This is a genomic window from Staphylococcus haemolyticus (genome assembly GCF_006094395.1).
GTDB classification, from domain to species: domain Bacteria; phylum Bacillota; class Bacilli; order Staphylococcales; family Staphylococcaceae; genus Staphylococcus; species Staphylococcus haemolyticus.
This window is the reverse complement of sequence record NZ_CP035291.1, coordinates 1,843,738-1,860,701: the sequence shown is the minus strand read 5'-3', so window position 1 is coordinate 1,860,701 and position 16,964 is coordinate 1,843,738. Positions and strand designations below refer to the sequence as shown.

Here is a 16,964-nt window from a genome sequence, read left to right as displayed (position 1 = left end):
GTATTTGCATAATAGGGAAGAGCAAGTTATCACATTAAAGGAGTGGATCAACATTAACATATTAAAAGACATAATTAAGCTGATACATTCAATGGTAGGTGGGAGTATCATCGGTCGAATCATAGCAAAGGAATCACGACAGGACTACAAAAATTTTAGAAAACCACCATTTTCTCCACCTACAAAAGCATTTCCGATTGCCTGGCCAATATTATATTTATTAATGGGCGTTTCTTATTTAATCACTACTAAAAATAAAACAAAGACAACTCGAATTAAAGTGACACATTATACGCAGTTAACTTTAAACTATTTATGGTCGATACTTTATTTTAAAAAGAAAGTAAGAGGTATTGCATTCATTGAGAGTATCATGTTGTTTATCTCAGTAGTTACTAATGCAGTATCAATGTTTAAAATACATCGAGTGGCTGGATTATTACAGATTCCATACGTACTTTGGTCTGCATTTGCAAGTTATTTAAATGCCGGTAATTATTACCTTAACAAGGACAATCCTAATTATAAATAACAATAGCAATGGATTTAATCAATGATTCATAGTTTAAATATATATTTAGCGAGTTGCTTTAAAACTTAATGAAATTAAAATTGAATTATTTAGAATTGTATTGTGACAAAATATTGAAAGTACATGACATATAAAAAAATCATAGTATAATAGTATTATCAATTACAAAAGTGGAGTAGAACAACAATGTATAATCAACTAGAAATACTTATTACACTAACTAATAATGACCTTAATTTGGTTAATAGACGTTTTGGACAACGTACAGATATTACAAATGATCAATTAGAACTATTGAGAATTTTATATAGTTATGATCGATTGTCGCAATATGATTTAACGATGAAGATTAGTAGAGAACAATCCATTGTATCTAGATGGATTAAGAAATTAGTGCAAAAAGGATATATAACTAGTCTACAATCCCATGAAGATTTACGTTGCAAAGACTTATACCTAACAGAAGAAGCTCGTAATTTGATTCAACAAATCAATACGGCAAGATGTGAGTTAATAGAAGCACGTTGTCAGTGTCTAAGTAAGGAAGAAATTCAAAGTTTAAATCAACTATTAGATAAGCTAAATAGTCGTCATATATATATTTAAATAAATGAGTCCTATTGTCTTAATGAATTTATCCAAATGATCATTATAGCGATAGGGCTTTTTTAGTATAGTAAAATGGGCATAAAGAATATAACTTTTAATTCAATATTTAAAATTGTACGAACTAGCAACATATATAATTAAAATAATTATAAAAAGACAATTTCTATAGATTATCAATAGAAATTGTCTTTTTAATTTGTCCAAGAACTTAATGTCCTAGAATCTTGGTAATTCAAATGAGAATTTTATGTCTCATTCAATTTATTAGTGAATATAGTTATTTATTTACTATAGCTTGAGATATCAAAATATTTACCAACAGCTTTAATTTCATTATAAAGTTGTTTTAAATATTGAGCGTTAGCATTAGCCCAATTAATATCAGTTGCATATTGGTGTGTAGCAGGGTGGTCTGGATTCCAACGCATTTTATATAGCGTGTTTTGGCCTGCTTTAATATAGTCTTTACCTATAAATTTAGCACCACCAATAATCGCTTTAGATACTGAATTCCAACCAGCTTGCTTAGCATAATTAATACCATTGTATAGTGGATTAGCGTCAAAAGCAGCTATACCAAATACATTATGATATTTTGTAGCACTTTTAGTTGTAACATAATTATTTACGATGTTTGCACCTTTAGCTAATTGAGATTGACCATTACCAGTTTCAATTAATGCATGTGCAATTAAGTAAATTTCATTGATACCTGAAGTAGCAGCAGCTTGACTGAATGCTTGACCTTGATTTTCAAGAACACCTTTACCTTTAAGTAATTGATTTAAACTTGCTACAGAAAGATTTTGCGGGCGATCTAAGCGTAAGAATTGGTATTTAAGCGTATCATCTTTAGCTAATTTTTCTGTATTCATAGCATTTTTAATTTCACTATAAGTTGCGTTTGACCAACCATAACCATTTCTTTGAACTTGTGGTGGAGCCCCGTACGCATTTTGTTGAAGTGATACAACTTGATTTAATGTTCTATATGATTTTGAATATTTAACTAATTCTTTTTTCAAATCAGTATCTTTAATCCATACATATTTGCCATTACTTAATTTACCATAATACCAAGTTTTACCATTAACGACTTTACGATTTGTAACTTGGAAAATTTGTTCATTAAAAGCTTTTAATGAAGTTGCTTTAGCTGAACTAGGGTCATCATAGTAATAACCATTAGTTGTGTTGATAATAAATTCATATTGATATTTTTCACCATTATCTGATGAAATATTTGATGAAGTTAAATCATTCTTAGCGATCCAACCAGTTTTACCGTTAACTGTACCGTATAGATAAGTTGTGTTTCCAATAACAACTGATTTAGATACTTTAAATGATTTATTAGCTAAATCTTTATTATCTAAACGTTGTTGGTTTGTACCCCATGCAATTGAGTATAGACCATTATTTTTGTTGTTAATTTTATAAGTACCTGATGTTTTTTGTTCAGAACTAGAGTTTTGAACTTTCAAGTCTTTAACATTGAACCAACCTAAAGGTGTATTTGTCGTAGTATTTTGAAGTAACACATAAGTATTACCATCAATTGTTTTTTCTTTAGAAACGTTGAAAGTACGATTAGCATACTTAGTTGCATTTTTACCTGTTTTATCATAAACAGTTGCACGTGCACCACTGTTGTTCGCATTAACTTGAGCTACTTTAGACACAGTTTGAGTTGATGCAGTAGATGGCTTAGTAGCTTTAGTGTTTACAGCAAATTTAGCATTTACTTTAGGTGTTTGTTTAACATCAGTTGATTTAATCCAACCCCAAATATTGTTGATTACACCGTGTAAGTAAGTTTCGTTACCAACTTTAAGGTTATCAATTGATTTTAACTGTTTACCACTTGAAGGTACTGTAGCTTTAACTTGTTTAGCTGTTCCCCAAGGTGTGTCGTAAATATTTGCATTTCCATTAATATCGTAATAAGTGGCATTAGTTTTGTTAGGTGTTGTAGTTTTAACAGAAATTTCTGAAGCAGGTACCCAACCACGTGAAGTATTACCGTTATAATCAGAAATTAAGTAATAATCTTTATTGTTCAACGTAGCTTTCTTAGTAATGTTGTACGTTTTTCCACCAATAGTTGCGTTAGCTTTCACATTTTTATCATAAACGGTTGTATACGTTCCTTTATTCTTAGTAGAAACTTGACCTAATGTATTCTTAAGATTCGATACTTTTAAAGTATTATCTACAGTAGGTGTTTTACTTCCAGAAGATGGTTTAGTTATATTAGATAGAAATGCTTGGCTAACCCATCCATTTTTACCATTTAAAGACCCATATAAATAAGTGGCTTTGCCAACTTGTTGAGACTTTGTTGCTTTAAATGGTGCTGTATTAGATTTTGAAACAGTTCCAGCTACTTGATTATAGTTACCCCATGGCACTGTATATAGAGTAGCACCTGATTTTATATTATATGATTGGTTTACTTTTACAGGAGATTTTACTGTATTATAAACGGTTTCTCCTTGCTTAACCCAACCGTAAACTTTACCACTATTGTAGTCAGATACTAGATAATACTTATCTTTACCAAGTGTGGCAGATTTAGTTACAGATAAAGTGTTATGAACTTGGTTAGTAGCTTTACCTTTATCATCATAAACTGTTGTGTAAACACCACTATTATCAGTTTTAATTTGAGCTAAGCCACTATTAGACTTAACAGTTAATTTAGGTGATGTAGTAGTGGAACCACTATTACTAGAACCACCTTTATTGGTATTCGATGAACTACTACTGCTTGAAGTAGTACCCCAAGGTGCTACTTGGCCTGTTTTAATTAAATATTTTTCATTAATTAAATCGTATAATTCATTATAAGTATAATTATGGCTTTGTAGGTAAGCGTGTGGGTCAGAATGGTCAGTACCACCTAGGAATCGACTAATTGCATAGTGAGTCCAAACTGTACCTTGACCATCATTTTCAGCACTATTAGGTGTTAATCCGTAATATTGTAATTGTGTTGCAGCATAATCTGCATAGTTATTCATTGATTTAGCGAATGAAGCATAGTCATGTGTATGAACAATTTCAACATTTATAAAACGACCATTAGCATTTGGACCCGCACCCCATGATAAGTAGTCAGTAGGGGCAGTTTCTATAATACGGTTACCGTCTACAAATGCATGAACGAAAGCTGAATTGTAATTGTTTTTCATGTAATTAATTTCGCCATCGATTGTTGAGTTATCATTAGCTGTATCATGAACTACAATACCTTCAGGTTTGCCAACACCATTACGATATCCATATTTAGGGAAATAAGATGAATAGTTTTCTTCGATTTTAGGTGCTTGTAAGTTATTCGAACGAATATAATTGTTGATTGATGAACTTACTTGTGGTTTATATTTCGGTAAAGATGATGTAGTTGCTTTAGCTGCATAACGTTTAACTGTTTTTACTGAAGTAGCAGGACCACCTTTGCCACCAACAGATCTAAATCCAGAATAACCTGATTGTGTACTGTTACTTGTAGATGTTTGAGTTGTTTTTGATGCTGATGCATTCTTAGTATTAGCTTCTTGTGATGTTTTAGCTTGATCTACGTTTACTTGAGTTGCATTATTATCATTATTACTATAAGTACTTACTTTCTTATCACTGCTTTGCTTAGACTCTATTTGGTTGTTAGACTGAGCCACTTGATTAGATTGTGATGGAGTAACAGATGATGAATTCAATTGATTCTTATTTGATGAAGTTAGACTATTCTCTTGTTGTGAGTTAGAGCTACTTTCATCAATTTGATTATTAACATATTGTGTAGTGTTTTGATTACTATTAGCAGACGTATCATCATTTGACTGAACTTGAGATGATGATAAAGCGTTTTTAGAAGCTTGCAATGTTTGCTTATTAGCATCAGTATTACTATGTGTGTTATTAATATTAGTTGTTTGATCAGATTTATTTGAAGTTGAAACTTCTTGCTCGTTATCTTGAACCTTAGCTAGCTCACTATTTGAATTAGTAGCGCTTGTGTTAGCAGTACTTTGATTTTGCGTACTTTGTTGATCTTGTGAAGTCTGTTGTGTTGTCGCTAAATTATCTAATTTAGCATCATACGTTTTGCTTACTGTAGCAACAGATGCTTTAACATCAGAAGGGTTTTGATACGTTTGTACCCCTGATACATTTTGAGCTGAATTAGTTACTTCTTTTTTAGCTTGCTCAGCATTTTCTATATTTTGTTGATCATCAATAACATTATTTGTATTATTCGAATTTTGATTCGCTTCAGCTGCATGTGCATGTTGTGAAGTAAATGCAGCACCAAATAATGTGATCGCAATCATCGAAGGAAATTTTAAATTAAACTTTTTTTTCATATTGTTACTCCTCATTATTTTTATTATTACAATGCTATTATAGTATTAAAATTTTGACTATGATTTGATTTAACTTATTTGTAAACTAACTTTAATACTTTCTTACAAATAGTGAACAAATTATGGTTTTACTAAGGACGATATTGCTAAGCAATGATAATTTAAAATACATTAGTTTAAGCTACTATTAAAAAAATGAGATAGTTTATTTAATTAATTACATGCACTCTATGAATTTAGAATATAAATAGTTTAAATATTCTTATACATTTTTATATGATCGATATTTTCCTCAATAAAAACTGGGCCAGTTTGAATATAACCTAGTTTCTCATAAAAGCCTTGAGCTTGTACTTGAGCATTTAAAACTAATTGATTGTATCCTTTATCTTTTGCAAAACGTTCAATAGCGTGCATCATTGTTTTGCCATATCCATCTTTTCTGTAAGGTTTTAAAATAGCAACTCTTTCTACTTTTGCTGCGTTGTTATAAGGTCTAAATCTCGCACATGCAAAAGGTACATGTTTTTTGTCGTAGCCAATAATATGTATAGATTCTTCCTCAAATGAATCTAATTCATTTTCCAAGGGAACACCTTGTTCTTTCACAAATACTTCTCTTCTAATATAAAAGCATTCTGATAACATATCTTTGTTTTTTACTATTTCAAACATCTTACCCCCCCATATATGTAATTATTAAAAGTTGCAAAAATTAAATTTATAAAAGTATAAAGTTATTCTATATGATTTAAAGATATAAAAAAACTCCTTTTTACAACAAATTTGTAAAAAGGAGTGGAAATTATTTGATTATAAGGCTTCTTGGCGAACAATCGCACTGTACTGCCAAAATATTCTCATTTGAGCAATATTCCAATTATTCATTCCCATTGTAAAGCCTGAAGGTTTAAATAATGTTACATCAGTAACTTCTAATGCTGCCGCAATAAGATATTGAAGAGGAACGCTAATACTTTGCATTGTCTCAGTAATACCATTTTCATCATAAACCCATGAGAACGGTAAATCTGATTCAAAAACATCTACTTTATTGAAGATTTCTGGCAAAGCAAGAATGTAGCAAGCACCATTTACAATTGGATTAACAGAATTTTCACCATAGTAGACTAATAATGCTTCATAATTTTCACGATGTTCATGATTAACGTAAAAGAATTCACTTCTAAATAATGCCATGTCTTTGCTATGAATAATTTGTTGCTCTAAAACATTAAACATACCATTAATGTTAGCAGCTTTTTCATATGTTTTACGTGACATAGTTTGTGCTCCTCTCAATTAGTAAATTTGATTCATTTGATCTTGATTGTTATTGAATGAATTAGAATTATTTGTCTGATTGTAGTTATCACTTTGAGTACTACCTTGACTACTTTGGTCAATACCTTCATTTGAGTTTGAACTATTTTCTTCAGATGATTGTATATTATTATTGTTATCTGAATTTGTTGAATCATCGTTGTTATCATCAGAAGAAGATGAATCTTTTTGATTATTTTTCAATAAAGACTGATCAAGAGGTGTAAGTGGTATAAGTGTACCGTAATGTTTAATAACGCGTTGATCTAAGAATTCATCCTTATCTGTTATTTTAGATAGTCCTAAATCAGAACGCAATATATTTGAATATTTCATAATACTACTTACGCTCGGATTATAATAGTAAATATTTTGTAAGTAATCATCTTTACCTTTAAGTTGAGATTTTTTAAATTCAATGTCGTCAGATAAGTACATAGATGCTAGAGATTTGATTTCAGAAGAAGTTAAATTATGTTTCGCATTTTTCCCAACTATTTGTACTAAATCATCTAATTTGTCATATGAATCAAGGCTCTTAGCTTTTTGGAATAATAATTTAATTAAATCCATTTGTCTTTCGCCACGTTTTAAATCAGAATCATGATGTCGTGTTCTTGCAACGGCTAGCGCTTCATCACCATTAAGTTTTTGATAGCCTTTTTTAATTTTAATTCTACCGCTATCGTCTGTATTAGGCTCATTTAAGTCGTAAGGGACGTCATAATAAATACCGCCAAGTTCATCAACAGCCTCAACGAAGGCATCCATATTTACTCGAACATAGTAATCAACAGGAACGTTTAATGTCGCCTCGACAGAATCCATAGCTGCTACAGGTCCTCCGTAAGCATGTGCGTGAGTTATCTTATCGTAATAACCAACTTTTGGTATATAACTAATCGTATCACGTGGGATACTAAGTAATCGTATTTGACGCTTTTCAGGACTGAAGGTAGAAAGAATCATAGAATCCGTTCTTGAATGTTCTGTAGTTTGGCCATTTTTACGACGACCTTCATTATCATCAATTCCTAAAAATAAGATTGAAACAGCATCTTTAGAAGGATTTACTTTTCCTTCACGTATGTTTGATTGACGCTTCGAATCAGATTTATCGTATGAGGCTTGCATTGCACTTTCAGAAGTTTTATACAAATTGATGATAAAAATTACAGGAACAACGATTAGTACTAATGTAAGTAGCATCATAAAATATTTTAAAAATCGGTTCATAGCATTTGCTCCTATACATATTATCTTTTATAAGAGATTTTATGATTTGAAAAATAAAAATCGTTATATTTTTATTTAACATGAAGTATAAAATCAAAAATAAATTTATATTTTTTATTTTTTGCTTGTATTCAAAGTTGTAAGGATGGTGCAATTATATATAATGTATACTCTCATAGCCTTAAATTGTATTACTTTTTGGAGAGAATTACAACTTTAAGTTTAATACAAAATTTACATTATTAAAATAGAATTTACAAAAGATGATAAAGCAATATTAGATAACACTTTATCATACTAAAGTACGATGTAATAAAAAATTATAGGTGTATGATTAAAGAGATGAATTCAATGGTGTTGTGTTATATAATATAAAATATTAAACGAATAAAAAATGATTTAGATAGAATAGGTTTTAATTTAGATATACTTCTATAATTAGACGTAAGAGGGACCCCATGAAAAATAACAAATTAAAAATTATAGCTTTTATTTTAGTATTAATTGTTTTAATACTTCTCATTATATTATTCGTCATTAAAGTTACTAACTATAGTATCAAGGACAGTGAATATAACAATGTTAATGATAATAAGGCTTATATAGAACATCGTGATAAAAACCACAAAACAGTCGATAAGCTCAAAACGGTTCAAGCAAAAGATGATAATATTGAACAAATTAATACGTATTTAAAAAATGTCCATTTCAATGGATCAATTACAGTTTTAAAAGATGGAAAATTAATGCTTGATAAAGGTTATGGTTATCAAAATATTAGCAGTAAGAAAAAAAGCAATGCAAATACGATGTATTTAATTGGATCAGCTCAAAAATTCACTACTGGCTTAATACTCAAGCACTTAGAATTATCAAACAAAATTAATATTAATGACCCTGTTACTAAGTATTTGCCTTGGTTTAAGACAAATAAAACTATTACCTTGAAAGATTTAATGTTACATAGAAGTGGTTTATATAAATTTAGTGCTAATCCTAATACAAAGAGTTTAGATGGGGCAGTTCATGATATTCAAAGAAGAGGGATTAATAGTAAATATTATCATAAGCATTTATATAACGATGCTAACTATCTAGTTCTTGCGCAAGTTATAGAAGCAGTAACGCATCATTCTTATGTGGAAAATTATTATAAATTCTTAGCAGAACCCTATCATTTAGAGCATAGTGCTTTCTTTAATGAAAAGCCTTATAAAAAGAATATGGCTACTGGATATAAAGTGAAAAATGAGAAACTAAAAACGATGAAACCTAATACATTAGATCAATATTATGGTGCAGGAAATTTATTTATGTCTACACATGATATGGCTAGATTAGTTAATGATTTACAGCAAAATAATATTTTCAATCAAGCAGTTACAACATCTTTACTCCAAGAAATTGGAAGCACTAAATATCCAGAATCTTATAGATATGGATTCTATTCGACTCCTCAAGTCAATCGAATTAATGGTGTGTTTTTCGGTCAAATATTCACGGTATATTTTAATGAAGATTATATTATTGTACTGGCTACGAATAAAGTTGATTATTCTAAAGTGTCAAATGAGTCAATTATTTCTCATATTTATTATCAATTACTCGGTCAAAATATTTATGAAACCAAATAAAGAGAGCTATAACGAAATGTAATAAAAATGCATTTTGTTATAGCTTTTTTAATTTAAATGAATTATTTAATTGTGTCTTTAAATATTGAACAGTAGTTCTTATTTATACTTGAAGTAACAATTTTACAATTTGGATAGTGGGAGTCGTAATCAACAACTGTAGCTCCCTTGGTCAATGTCCCATGTAATTCAATTCGTACACTAGCTAGTATCGTTTCATAGCTTTCAGGATCAAGTAAATATAATACAGTGAAGACATCATATAATTTTAACCCTTTAGCGAAGTCATTCTCTCTATAATGTTGAAAGATTTGATAGAGCATTGCACTTGTTCTACTCAAATGCTCAAATGATGCTAAATAGTCATGAGTTAACAGCGATTGTCGTGCTAAATCAAGTCCAATCATAGTAATGGGAAGGTCACTCTCAAATACAATATGTGCTGATTCAGGATCACTATAGATATTAAACTCTGCAAGTGGCGTTACATTACCTCGTCCTGAACTTCCTCCCATTAAGACAATTTCTCTAATATGATCTTTAACTTCAGGAAACGTACTTATCAATAGAGCAATATTCGTAAGTGGACCTAACGCTATAAGCGTAATAGGGGTGTCTGAATGTAAAAGTATCTCCCTCATTGCAGATATTGAGTTAGTAGAAGCTAATTGGTCATTTGATATAGATGGGAAGTCGTATCCATCCATACCACTTTCTCCATGAACTTGGCTTGCATCTATTGCTTTATTAATTAACGGTTTTGCAGAACCTCTGTGAACAGGTACGTCACTATTGAAGAAAGCTTTTAATTTCAGAGCATTAGAAGTCGTTTTTTCTATACTGACATTTCCATTGACTGTGGAAATCATTTTTACATCGAAGAATGGATGTAATAGGGCAACACTCAATGCAGCAGCATCATCAATTCCTGGATCAGTATCTATGATTATAGGTAAAGTCATTATTCAAATGCATCTCCTTCACAATAAATGATTTAAATTAAAGATAACTTAAATCAGGTATGATATGAAAGCATAAAGAAAGAACCTGTTTGAAACTCTGACGAGTTTCATAACAGGTTCTTTGTGTGAGATAAATATTAAATTATAAGTGGTGAGAATGTCCACCTTGCATAACCCAATACGTACCAATAACAGTCACTAATGTGATGATAATCGCAAAGATAACTTTGAACGATTGTACTTGACCATCTTTTCCTTCAGTTAAGTGCATGAACATTAATAATTGAACTGCAGCTTGAATAAAAGCAAAGCCAAAGATGATTGTTGTTTTAGCATGGAATGTCATGTTTGTGTATAGAGTTACGAAAACTGCTAATAACGTCAAGACGATTGAGGCAATAAAGCCGACTGTATGTTTTACGATTGTATTCATCCGCTATACACCATCCCTATCATATATACGGCAGTGAAGATGAAGATCCAAACAACATCTAAGAAGTGCCAGTATAAACTTACAATGAATAATTTAGGAGCATTATATTTATTAAGACCACGTGTAGCCACTTGAATTAATAAACAAATGATCCAACCAATACCTAATGATACGTGAGCACCGTGTGTACCTAATAGGATGAAGAAACTAGACCAATAAGATCCAATTTGTGGTGTTACGCCTTCAGAAACATAGTGAGCAAATTCGTAAATTTCGAATCCAACGAACACTAGACCTAAAAGGACAGTAAGAATCATCCAGAACATCATTAAGTTTTGTTTTTCTTTACGCATGTAATAAATTGAAATACCACATGTGTAAGAACTAATTAATAAGGCAAACGTCATAATTAATACAAGCGGTAACTCGAATAATTCTGTTGTCATTTTGCCAGCATAATCGCCACCATGTTGCAACGTTAATAACGTTGCGAACAAGGTACCGAATAATGAGAATTCGGCTGTAAGGAAAATCCAGAAGCCAAGTTTATTTAATTGACCTTCGTGCGTACGTGAATCAACAGTATTTGTATCATGACTCATGACCTACAGCCTCCCTTTCTTTAATACGAGCTTCTCTTAAGCGAGCTTCATTTTCAGCAACTTCAGAAGCAGGGATATGATAACCATGATCTTGTACGAAACTTTGGTAAACTAATGAACCAAGAATACCTACTAAGCAGATTGCAGCAGGGATTACAGTTTCGAAGATTAAGAAGAAACCACCTAATAACATGAATATACCCATAATTACACCTGTGTGTGTATTGTTTGGCATATGAATGTCTTTATAATTATGGTTATCTAAATAATGACGACCATGTTCTTTCATATCAACAAATGTATCATAGTCATTCCAATCTGGAGTGATAGCAAAGTTGTATTTAGGTGGAATTGCAGAAGCAGTAGACCACTCTAAAGTACGTCCAAGACCATCCCAGTTATCTCCAGTAGCTTCACGTGGAGCTTTGATATGACTGTATACAATGCTTACTACTAAGAATAGGAAACCAACAGCCATTAATAATGCACCAATAGTAGAGATTACGTTTAATAACCACCAACCATCAGAAGGCATATAAGTGTATAAACGACGAGGCATTCCGTCTAATCCAAGAATGAATTGTGGTAAGAAACATACGTTAAATCCAATCATGAATAACCAGAAGCACCATGCGTTTAATTTTTCGTTTAATTTGTAACCCATCATCTTAGGATACCAGAAGATTAAACCAGCTAGGCAGGCAAATACAACACCAGTAACCAATGTATAGTGGAAGTGAGCTACTAAGAAATAAGTATTATGGTATTGATAGTCAGCTGATGCCATCGCTAACATTACACCTGTAACCCCACCTAATAAGAAGTTAGGGATGAAGGCTAATGAGAATAGCATAGGTGACTCGAACGTAATACGTCCTTTATATAATGTTAATAACCAGTTAAATAATTTAACTCCGGTTGGTACACCGATTAACATTGTTGAGATTGAGAAGAATGAGTTGATTAAAGCACCATTACCCATTGTGAAGAAATGGTGAACCCAAACTAAGAAACTTAAGAATGCGATACCAGCAGTTGCCCACACCATACTTTGGTGTCCGAATAAACGTTTACGAGCAAATGTTGGAATAATTTCTGAATAAATACCAAATGCAGGCAAGATAACGATATAAACCTCAGGGTGCCCCCATACCCAGAAGAAGTTTGCCCATAACATTGGCATACCGCCATCGGCAACTGTAAAGAATGCAGTTCCAAATACACGGTCAAAAGTCATTAATGCAAGTACAACTGTGAATACTGGGAACGCAAGAATTACGATTAAAGTCGTAATAAATGTTGTTACAGTAAACATTGGCATTTGCATGAATTTCATTGTTGGTGTTTTACATCTAAGTATTGTTACGAAGAAGTTAATACCAGTCATTAAAGTACCAATACCTGAAATCTGAATTGCGACTAGGTAATAGTTAACACCTGGGCCTGGACTAAATTCACCAGCTAATGGTGCATAGTTTGTCCAACCAGCTGCTGGTGAACCACCAATAATGAATGAAAGGTTGAATAAAATCATACCAACGAAGAATAACCAGAAACTAATGTTATTCATAACTGGGAACGCCACATCACGAGCCCCAATTTGTAGTGGAACGACTACGTTCCATAAACCAAATACGAATGGCATAGCCATAAAGATAATCATGATAACGCCGTGCGTACTGAATATTTCGTTATAGTGATTTGATTCCAAGAAAGTATTATCTGGAATTGTTAATTGAGTACGTAATAGTAATGCATCAATACCACCACGAACGAACATAAGTACGGCACAAATTAAGTACATTAAACCGATTTTTTTATGGTCTACGGATGTGAACCATTCTTTGTAAAGATATTTCCATAACTTGAAGTAAGTAATTACTGCGATTAAACCAATAACTAGGAATGGCGCACCAATTTGTGCCATTGTAATCATCCAGTTACCTTTAACGAGCAATTGATCCCATGGAAAATTCATTAATGTCCACCTCCATGATCATTGTCTGCTTTGCTACCAAATTTAGACGCATTTTCGTCTTTTGCACTTTTACTGATTTTTTCCATTTCCTTAGAGTTATGATCTTCTTCTTTCTTGAATTCATTATCATAAGGATCATTGTTACCAAGAATCATAGGTTTCATACCATGACGCTTATAGTTAGCGTTAGTGATTTGAACCTTACGAGCTGGTTTTTGTGGTTTATCAGTAACATCTTTGTACAAGTCTTTCTCAGCTACAAAGTTAGGATCTTTTTGAACATAGTTGTAACGTTTGTAAGCGTAGAAGATGTACTCTGGATCAGCTGCAGGGTCAACGAATGCCATATGCGTACCACTGAATGTCAATTCTTTATTAGGTGTACTTGGTAAGAGTTGTTTATCAAACTCATCTTGGCTAAGTGTTTTCTTGCTCTTAGCATCTTTAACCCAAGAATCGAATTCACTTTGGTCTACAGAGTGAACTTTAAACGTTTGGCGAGAGAAACCTTCACCATTAAAGTTTGAGTTACGTCCTCTGAAAGTACCTGTTTCATCGGCTTGTAAAGTCCAATTCATTGTCATGCCAGTCATGGCATATTTTTGACCACCTAATTGAGGAATCCAGAAACTTGTCATCGTATCCATAGCTTGTAATTTGAATACTACAGGACGATTTTTAGGAATAGTTAAAGTATTAACAGTTTCAACTTTTTGTTCTGGATAAGCGAAGAACCATTTGTATCCAGCACTTACTGCGTATACAACCATTGGATCTTCTTTACTTTCTGGTGGTTTCTCATAATCGTATAAAGTTTTAACTGTTGGAATAGATAAAGCAATTACGATAATGATAGGTACCACAAACCAAATTGTTTCAATTAAAGAATTGTGGTGCATCTTACCAGTTTCGCTGTTTTTATTGTAGCTATACTTGAAAATAAAAATAGCGAACATGGTAAGTACAACAGCAACAATAACAAGCATGAAGATGATTGAATAGATAATCAAGAACTTCTGACTACTTGCTACTGGCCCTTTTGCATTAAATACTTCAACATTCGAACAACCACTAAGTAAAATTAGCGTGCCGAACATTAGAAGCAAAGACTTAAATTTTGACACTTTTTTGACCTCCTAATACTACAAATGTAGGGCTTATCATTAATTTTAGTTTATTACGCAATATTTACAAGTACTTATCCGAAAAAAATTATAATTATATATAGGAAACAACTAGAAACAATAGGAATGACGGGGAATGTAAGATTTGTTAAAATTATGTGTCTATTCTGTGAAAAATGACAAATTTAAGTGAAATACGCATATAGTTGAGAAACGTTATCATTTTCAGTGTTTTCAAGGTTTTTTGACACAAAAAAAGATGAGATTATTCATCTCATCTCAAAAATTTGTCATATTATTTAACTTCTATGTATCGAGTTGAAGTTTCTTCTGCACCATCTGAATCAATGACATTATATTTCACTTTATATTTGCCTACTTTAGAAGTATCAACATGACCATCTACAGTGATCTTATGTGTTAAATCACCATCTTCTTTATCATAAGCACTAATTCCATTTAGTAGATTATAATTTTGGCCTTTTTCGATTACGATATCATTCACACCTCTAAGCTCAGGGGAGTGATTAGTTGTTGCTTCTGCACTTAAGTTGGGGGTAACTAGAGTTGCGGAGACGCCTAGCGCTGAAAGTGACTGGATTAGTTTATTCATTAAGTTAACCTCCGTTAAAAAAAATAAAGTCATTGAGTAATTTAATTAAACTATACAATATATGCTGAAAATAAACATCATACTATAGTCCTAATATATCGTATTATTTTAAGAATTTAAATAATAAGAAGAAAAATATATATTAAGATTATGTAAAATGAACAATTTGTGAATTTAATTACAATTGATTTAAAAATTTTGCAAATTGGAATAGAATGAACTTGGAAAAGGTTTGAAATATTTAACTAAATGGGAGTGACTTTCATGTTAAATGAAAAAGAAAAAGGCATTATCAAAGAAACGGTACCTGTATTACAAGAGAAAGGCACTGAAATAACATCATATTTTTACAATAGAATGTTTAATCAACATCCAGAATTAAAAAATATGTTTAACCAAACGAACCAACAAAAAGGATTTCAATCAACTGCATTAGCACAAAGTGTTTTAGCAGCAGCTGTTAATATTGATAATTTAGGCAACATCATGCCTGTAGTTAAAGAAATCGCTTATAAACATTGTGCATTAGAAGTTCCTCCAGCAGGTTATGACATTGTTGGAGAAAATTTAATAGAAGCAATTAAGGCAGTAGTAGGACTAGAAGATGATCATCCAATTATCCAAACTTGGAAGAAAGCTTATCAAGAAATCGCAGATGTGTTTATTCAAGTTGAAAAAGATATCTATGCTAGTATGCTTTGGGAAGGTTTCCAACCTTTTGAAATCGAAAAAATCGAACAATTATCTTCAGATATCAAAGCTTTCACAGTTAAATCTACTGACTATGATTTAAGTCAATTTACACCTGGTGAATACATCACTGTGGATGTAAGTAGTGAAAAAATACCTTATCGTGCAAAACGACATTATTCAATTGTATCTGGAGAAAAAGAGCGCTTAACATTTGCTGTTAAACGTGATGTGACAACTGACCATGAAGGTGAAGTTTCAACTATATTGCATGATGAATTAAACGAAGGAGACAAAATTAATTTATCAGCACCTGTAGGTCCATTTGCGGTTGCAAATCCTGAAAACCCTCAATTATTTATTGGTGCGGGTATCGGTGTTACGCCATTAGTTTCAATGTTTAATGAAGTGATTGTTAAAGATAGCAATGCTCAATTTATTCAAGTAACTGGAGATGTCAACGATACACCATTCACTTCATATTTAGAAAATATTAGTCAAAAATCAGACAAAGCAAAATATGAACTTTATGATCGCGAAAAAAATGGCTATTTAACTAAAGAATACTTAGAAAAATATATAAGTGAAAATACAGAGATTTATGTTTGTGGTGGTGCTAAATTCATACAATCAGTTATTGAAGTATTAAAAGCATTAGATGTTGATCAAAGTCATATTCATTATGAAACATTTGTACCAAAATTAAGTGTTGCAGTTTAATATTGAAATAGATATTTATTAATAAGATTTTGTATAAATTATAAATGAATAAAGAGTCTGGGACATAAACCCTAGAGAAATAGCCAGTAAATGAGTTTTAACAAATTCATTTACTGGCTTCTTTATTTACAATACTCCGTA

14 protein-coding genes are annotated in these 16,964 nt (G+C 31.5%); 4 read left to right on the top strand and 10 right to left on the bottom strand.

The window, feature by feature from the left end; all coding sequences use genetic code 11:
- Positions 1–91 precede the first annotated feature (91 nt).
- Both EQ029_RS08970 and EQ029_RS08965 read left to right on the top strand, forming a co-directional pair.
- On the top strand, positions 92–532 hold the full coding sequence (locus tag EQ029_RS08970) for a TspO/MBR family protein (RefSeq protein WP_230197429.1): 441 nt from the start codon (positions 92–94) through the stop codon (positions 530–532).
- A 186-nt stretch (positions 533–718) separates the two neighbouring features.
- Positions 719–1,138: a MarR family transcriptional regulator gene (locus EQ029_RS08965; RefSeq protein WP_053020233.1), complete on the top strand. Its 420-nt coding sequence runs from the start codon at positions 719–721 to the stop codon at positions 1,136–1,138.
- A 284-nt stretch (positions 1,139–1,422) separates the two neighbouring features.
- Here EQ029_RS08965 and EQ029_RS08960 read toward each other — a convergent pair whose 3' ends face one another.
- The 4 genes from EQ029_RS08960 to EQ029_RS08945 form a co-directional block, all read right to left on the bottom strand.
- The gene (locus tag EQ029_RS08960; RefSeq protein ID WP_053022722.1) at positions 1,423–5,508 is read right to left on the bottom strand and encodes a GW dipeptide domain-containing protein; all 4,086 of its coding nucleotides are present in this window, start codon (positions 5,506–5,508) and stop codon (positions 1,423–1,425) included.
- A gap of 252 nt (positions 5,509–5,760) precedes the next feature.
- Entirely contained in the window at positions 5,761–6,183 is a 423-nt protein-coding gene (locus EQ029_RS08955; RefSeq protein ID WP_037557885.1) for a GNAT family N-acetyltransferase, read from the bottom strand.
- A 138-nt stretch (positions 6,184–6,321) separates the two neighbouring features.
- Positions 6,322–6,792, bottom strand: a complete 471-nt coding sequence (locus tag EQ029_RS08950; protein ID WP_011276180.1) for a DUF2538 family protein — start codon at positions 6,790–6,792, stop codon at positions 6,322–6,324.
- Between the two features lie 18 nt (positions 6,793–6,810).
- Complete coding sequence (locus EQ029_RS08945; RefSeq protein ID WP_057504778.1) at positions 6,811–8,067, bottom strand: LCP family protein; 1,257 nt, start codon at positions 8,065–8,067, stop codon at positions 6,811–6,813.
- Positions 8,068–8,525: 458 nt separating this feature from the next.
- On the opposite strand from EQ029_RS08945, the gene EQ029_RS08940 reads away from it, so the two are divergent.
- Positions 8,526–9,701: a serine hydrolase domain-containing protein gene (locus tag EQ029_RS08940; RefSeq protein WP_011276178.1), complete on the top strand. Its 1,176-nt coding sequence runs from the start codon at positions 8,526–8,528 to the stop codon at positions 9,699–9,701.
- Positions 9,702–9,763: 62 nt separating this feature from the next.
- On the opposite strand, the gene rihC is transcribed toward EQ029_RS08940, so the two are convergent.
- The 6 genes from rihC to EQ029_RS08910 all read right to left on the bottom strand — a co-directional run bounded on the left by rihC (position 9,764) and on the right by EQ029_RS08910 (position 15,413).
- Positions 9,764–10,663: a ribonucleoside hydrolase RihC gene (gene rihC / locus EQ029_RS08935; RefSeq protein WP_011276177.1), complete on the bottom strand. Its 900-nt coding sequence runs from the start codon at positions 10,661–10,663 to the stop codon at positions 9,764–9,766.
- 142 nt (positions 10,664–10,805) lie between these two features.
- Positions 10,806–11,096: a cytochrome aa3 quinol oxidase subunit IV gene (qoxD, locus tag EQ029_RS08930; RefSeq protein WP_011276176.1), complete on the bottom strand. Its 291-nt coding sequence runs from the start codon at positions 11,094–11,096 to the stop codon at positions 10,806–10,808.
- On the bottom strand, positions 11,093–11,698 hold the full coding sequence (qoxC, locus tag EQ029_RS08925; RefSeq protein WP_011276175.1) for a cytochrome aa3 quinol oxidase subunit III: 606 nt from the start codon (positions 11,696–11,698) through the stop codon (positions 11,093–11,095). Before qoxC ends, qoxD begins: the two co-directional genes overlap by 4 nt.
- The gene (qoxB, locus tag EQ029_RS08920; protein ID WP_011276174.1) at positions 11,688–13,676 is read right to left on the bottom strand and encodes a cytochrome aa3 quinol oxidase subunit I; all 1,989 of its coding nucleotides are present in this window, start codon (positions 13,674–13,676) and stop codon (positions 11,688–11,690) included. The genes qoxC and qoxB overlap by 11 nt, the downstream gene beginning before the upstream one ends.
- Entirely contained in the window at positions 13,676–14,800 is a 1,125-nt protein-coding gene (gene qoxA / locus EQ029_RS08915; RefSeq protein WP_011276173.1) for a cytochrome aa3 quinol oxidase subunit II, read from the bottom strand. Before qoxA ends, qoxB begins: the two co-directional genes overlap by 1 nt.
- Before the next feature lie 295 nt (positions 14,801–15,095).
- The gene (locus tag EQ029_RS08910) at positions 15,096–15,413 is read right to left on the bottom strand and encodes a DUF5011 domain-containing protein (RefSeq protein ID WP_011276172.1); all 318 of its coding nucleotides are present in this window, start codon (positions 15,411–15,413) and stop codon (positions 15,096–15,098) included.
- Positions 15,414–15,677: 264 nt separating this feature from the next.
- Between EQ029_RS08910 and EQ029_RS08905 the strand changes: the two genes are divergently transcribed.
- Positions 15,678–16,823, top strand: a complete 1,146-nt coding sequence (locus EQ029_RS08905; RefSeq protein WP_037557890.1) for a globin domain-containing protein — start codon at positions 15,678–15,680, stop codon at positions 16,821–16,823.
- The last annotated feature ends 141 nt before the right edge of the window (positions 16,824–16,964 follow it).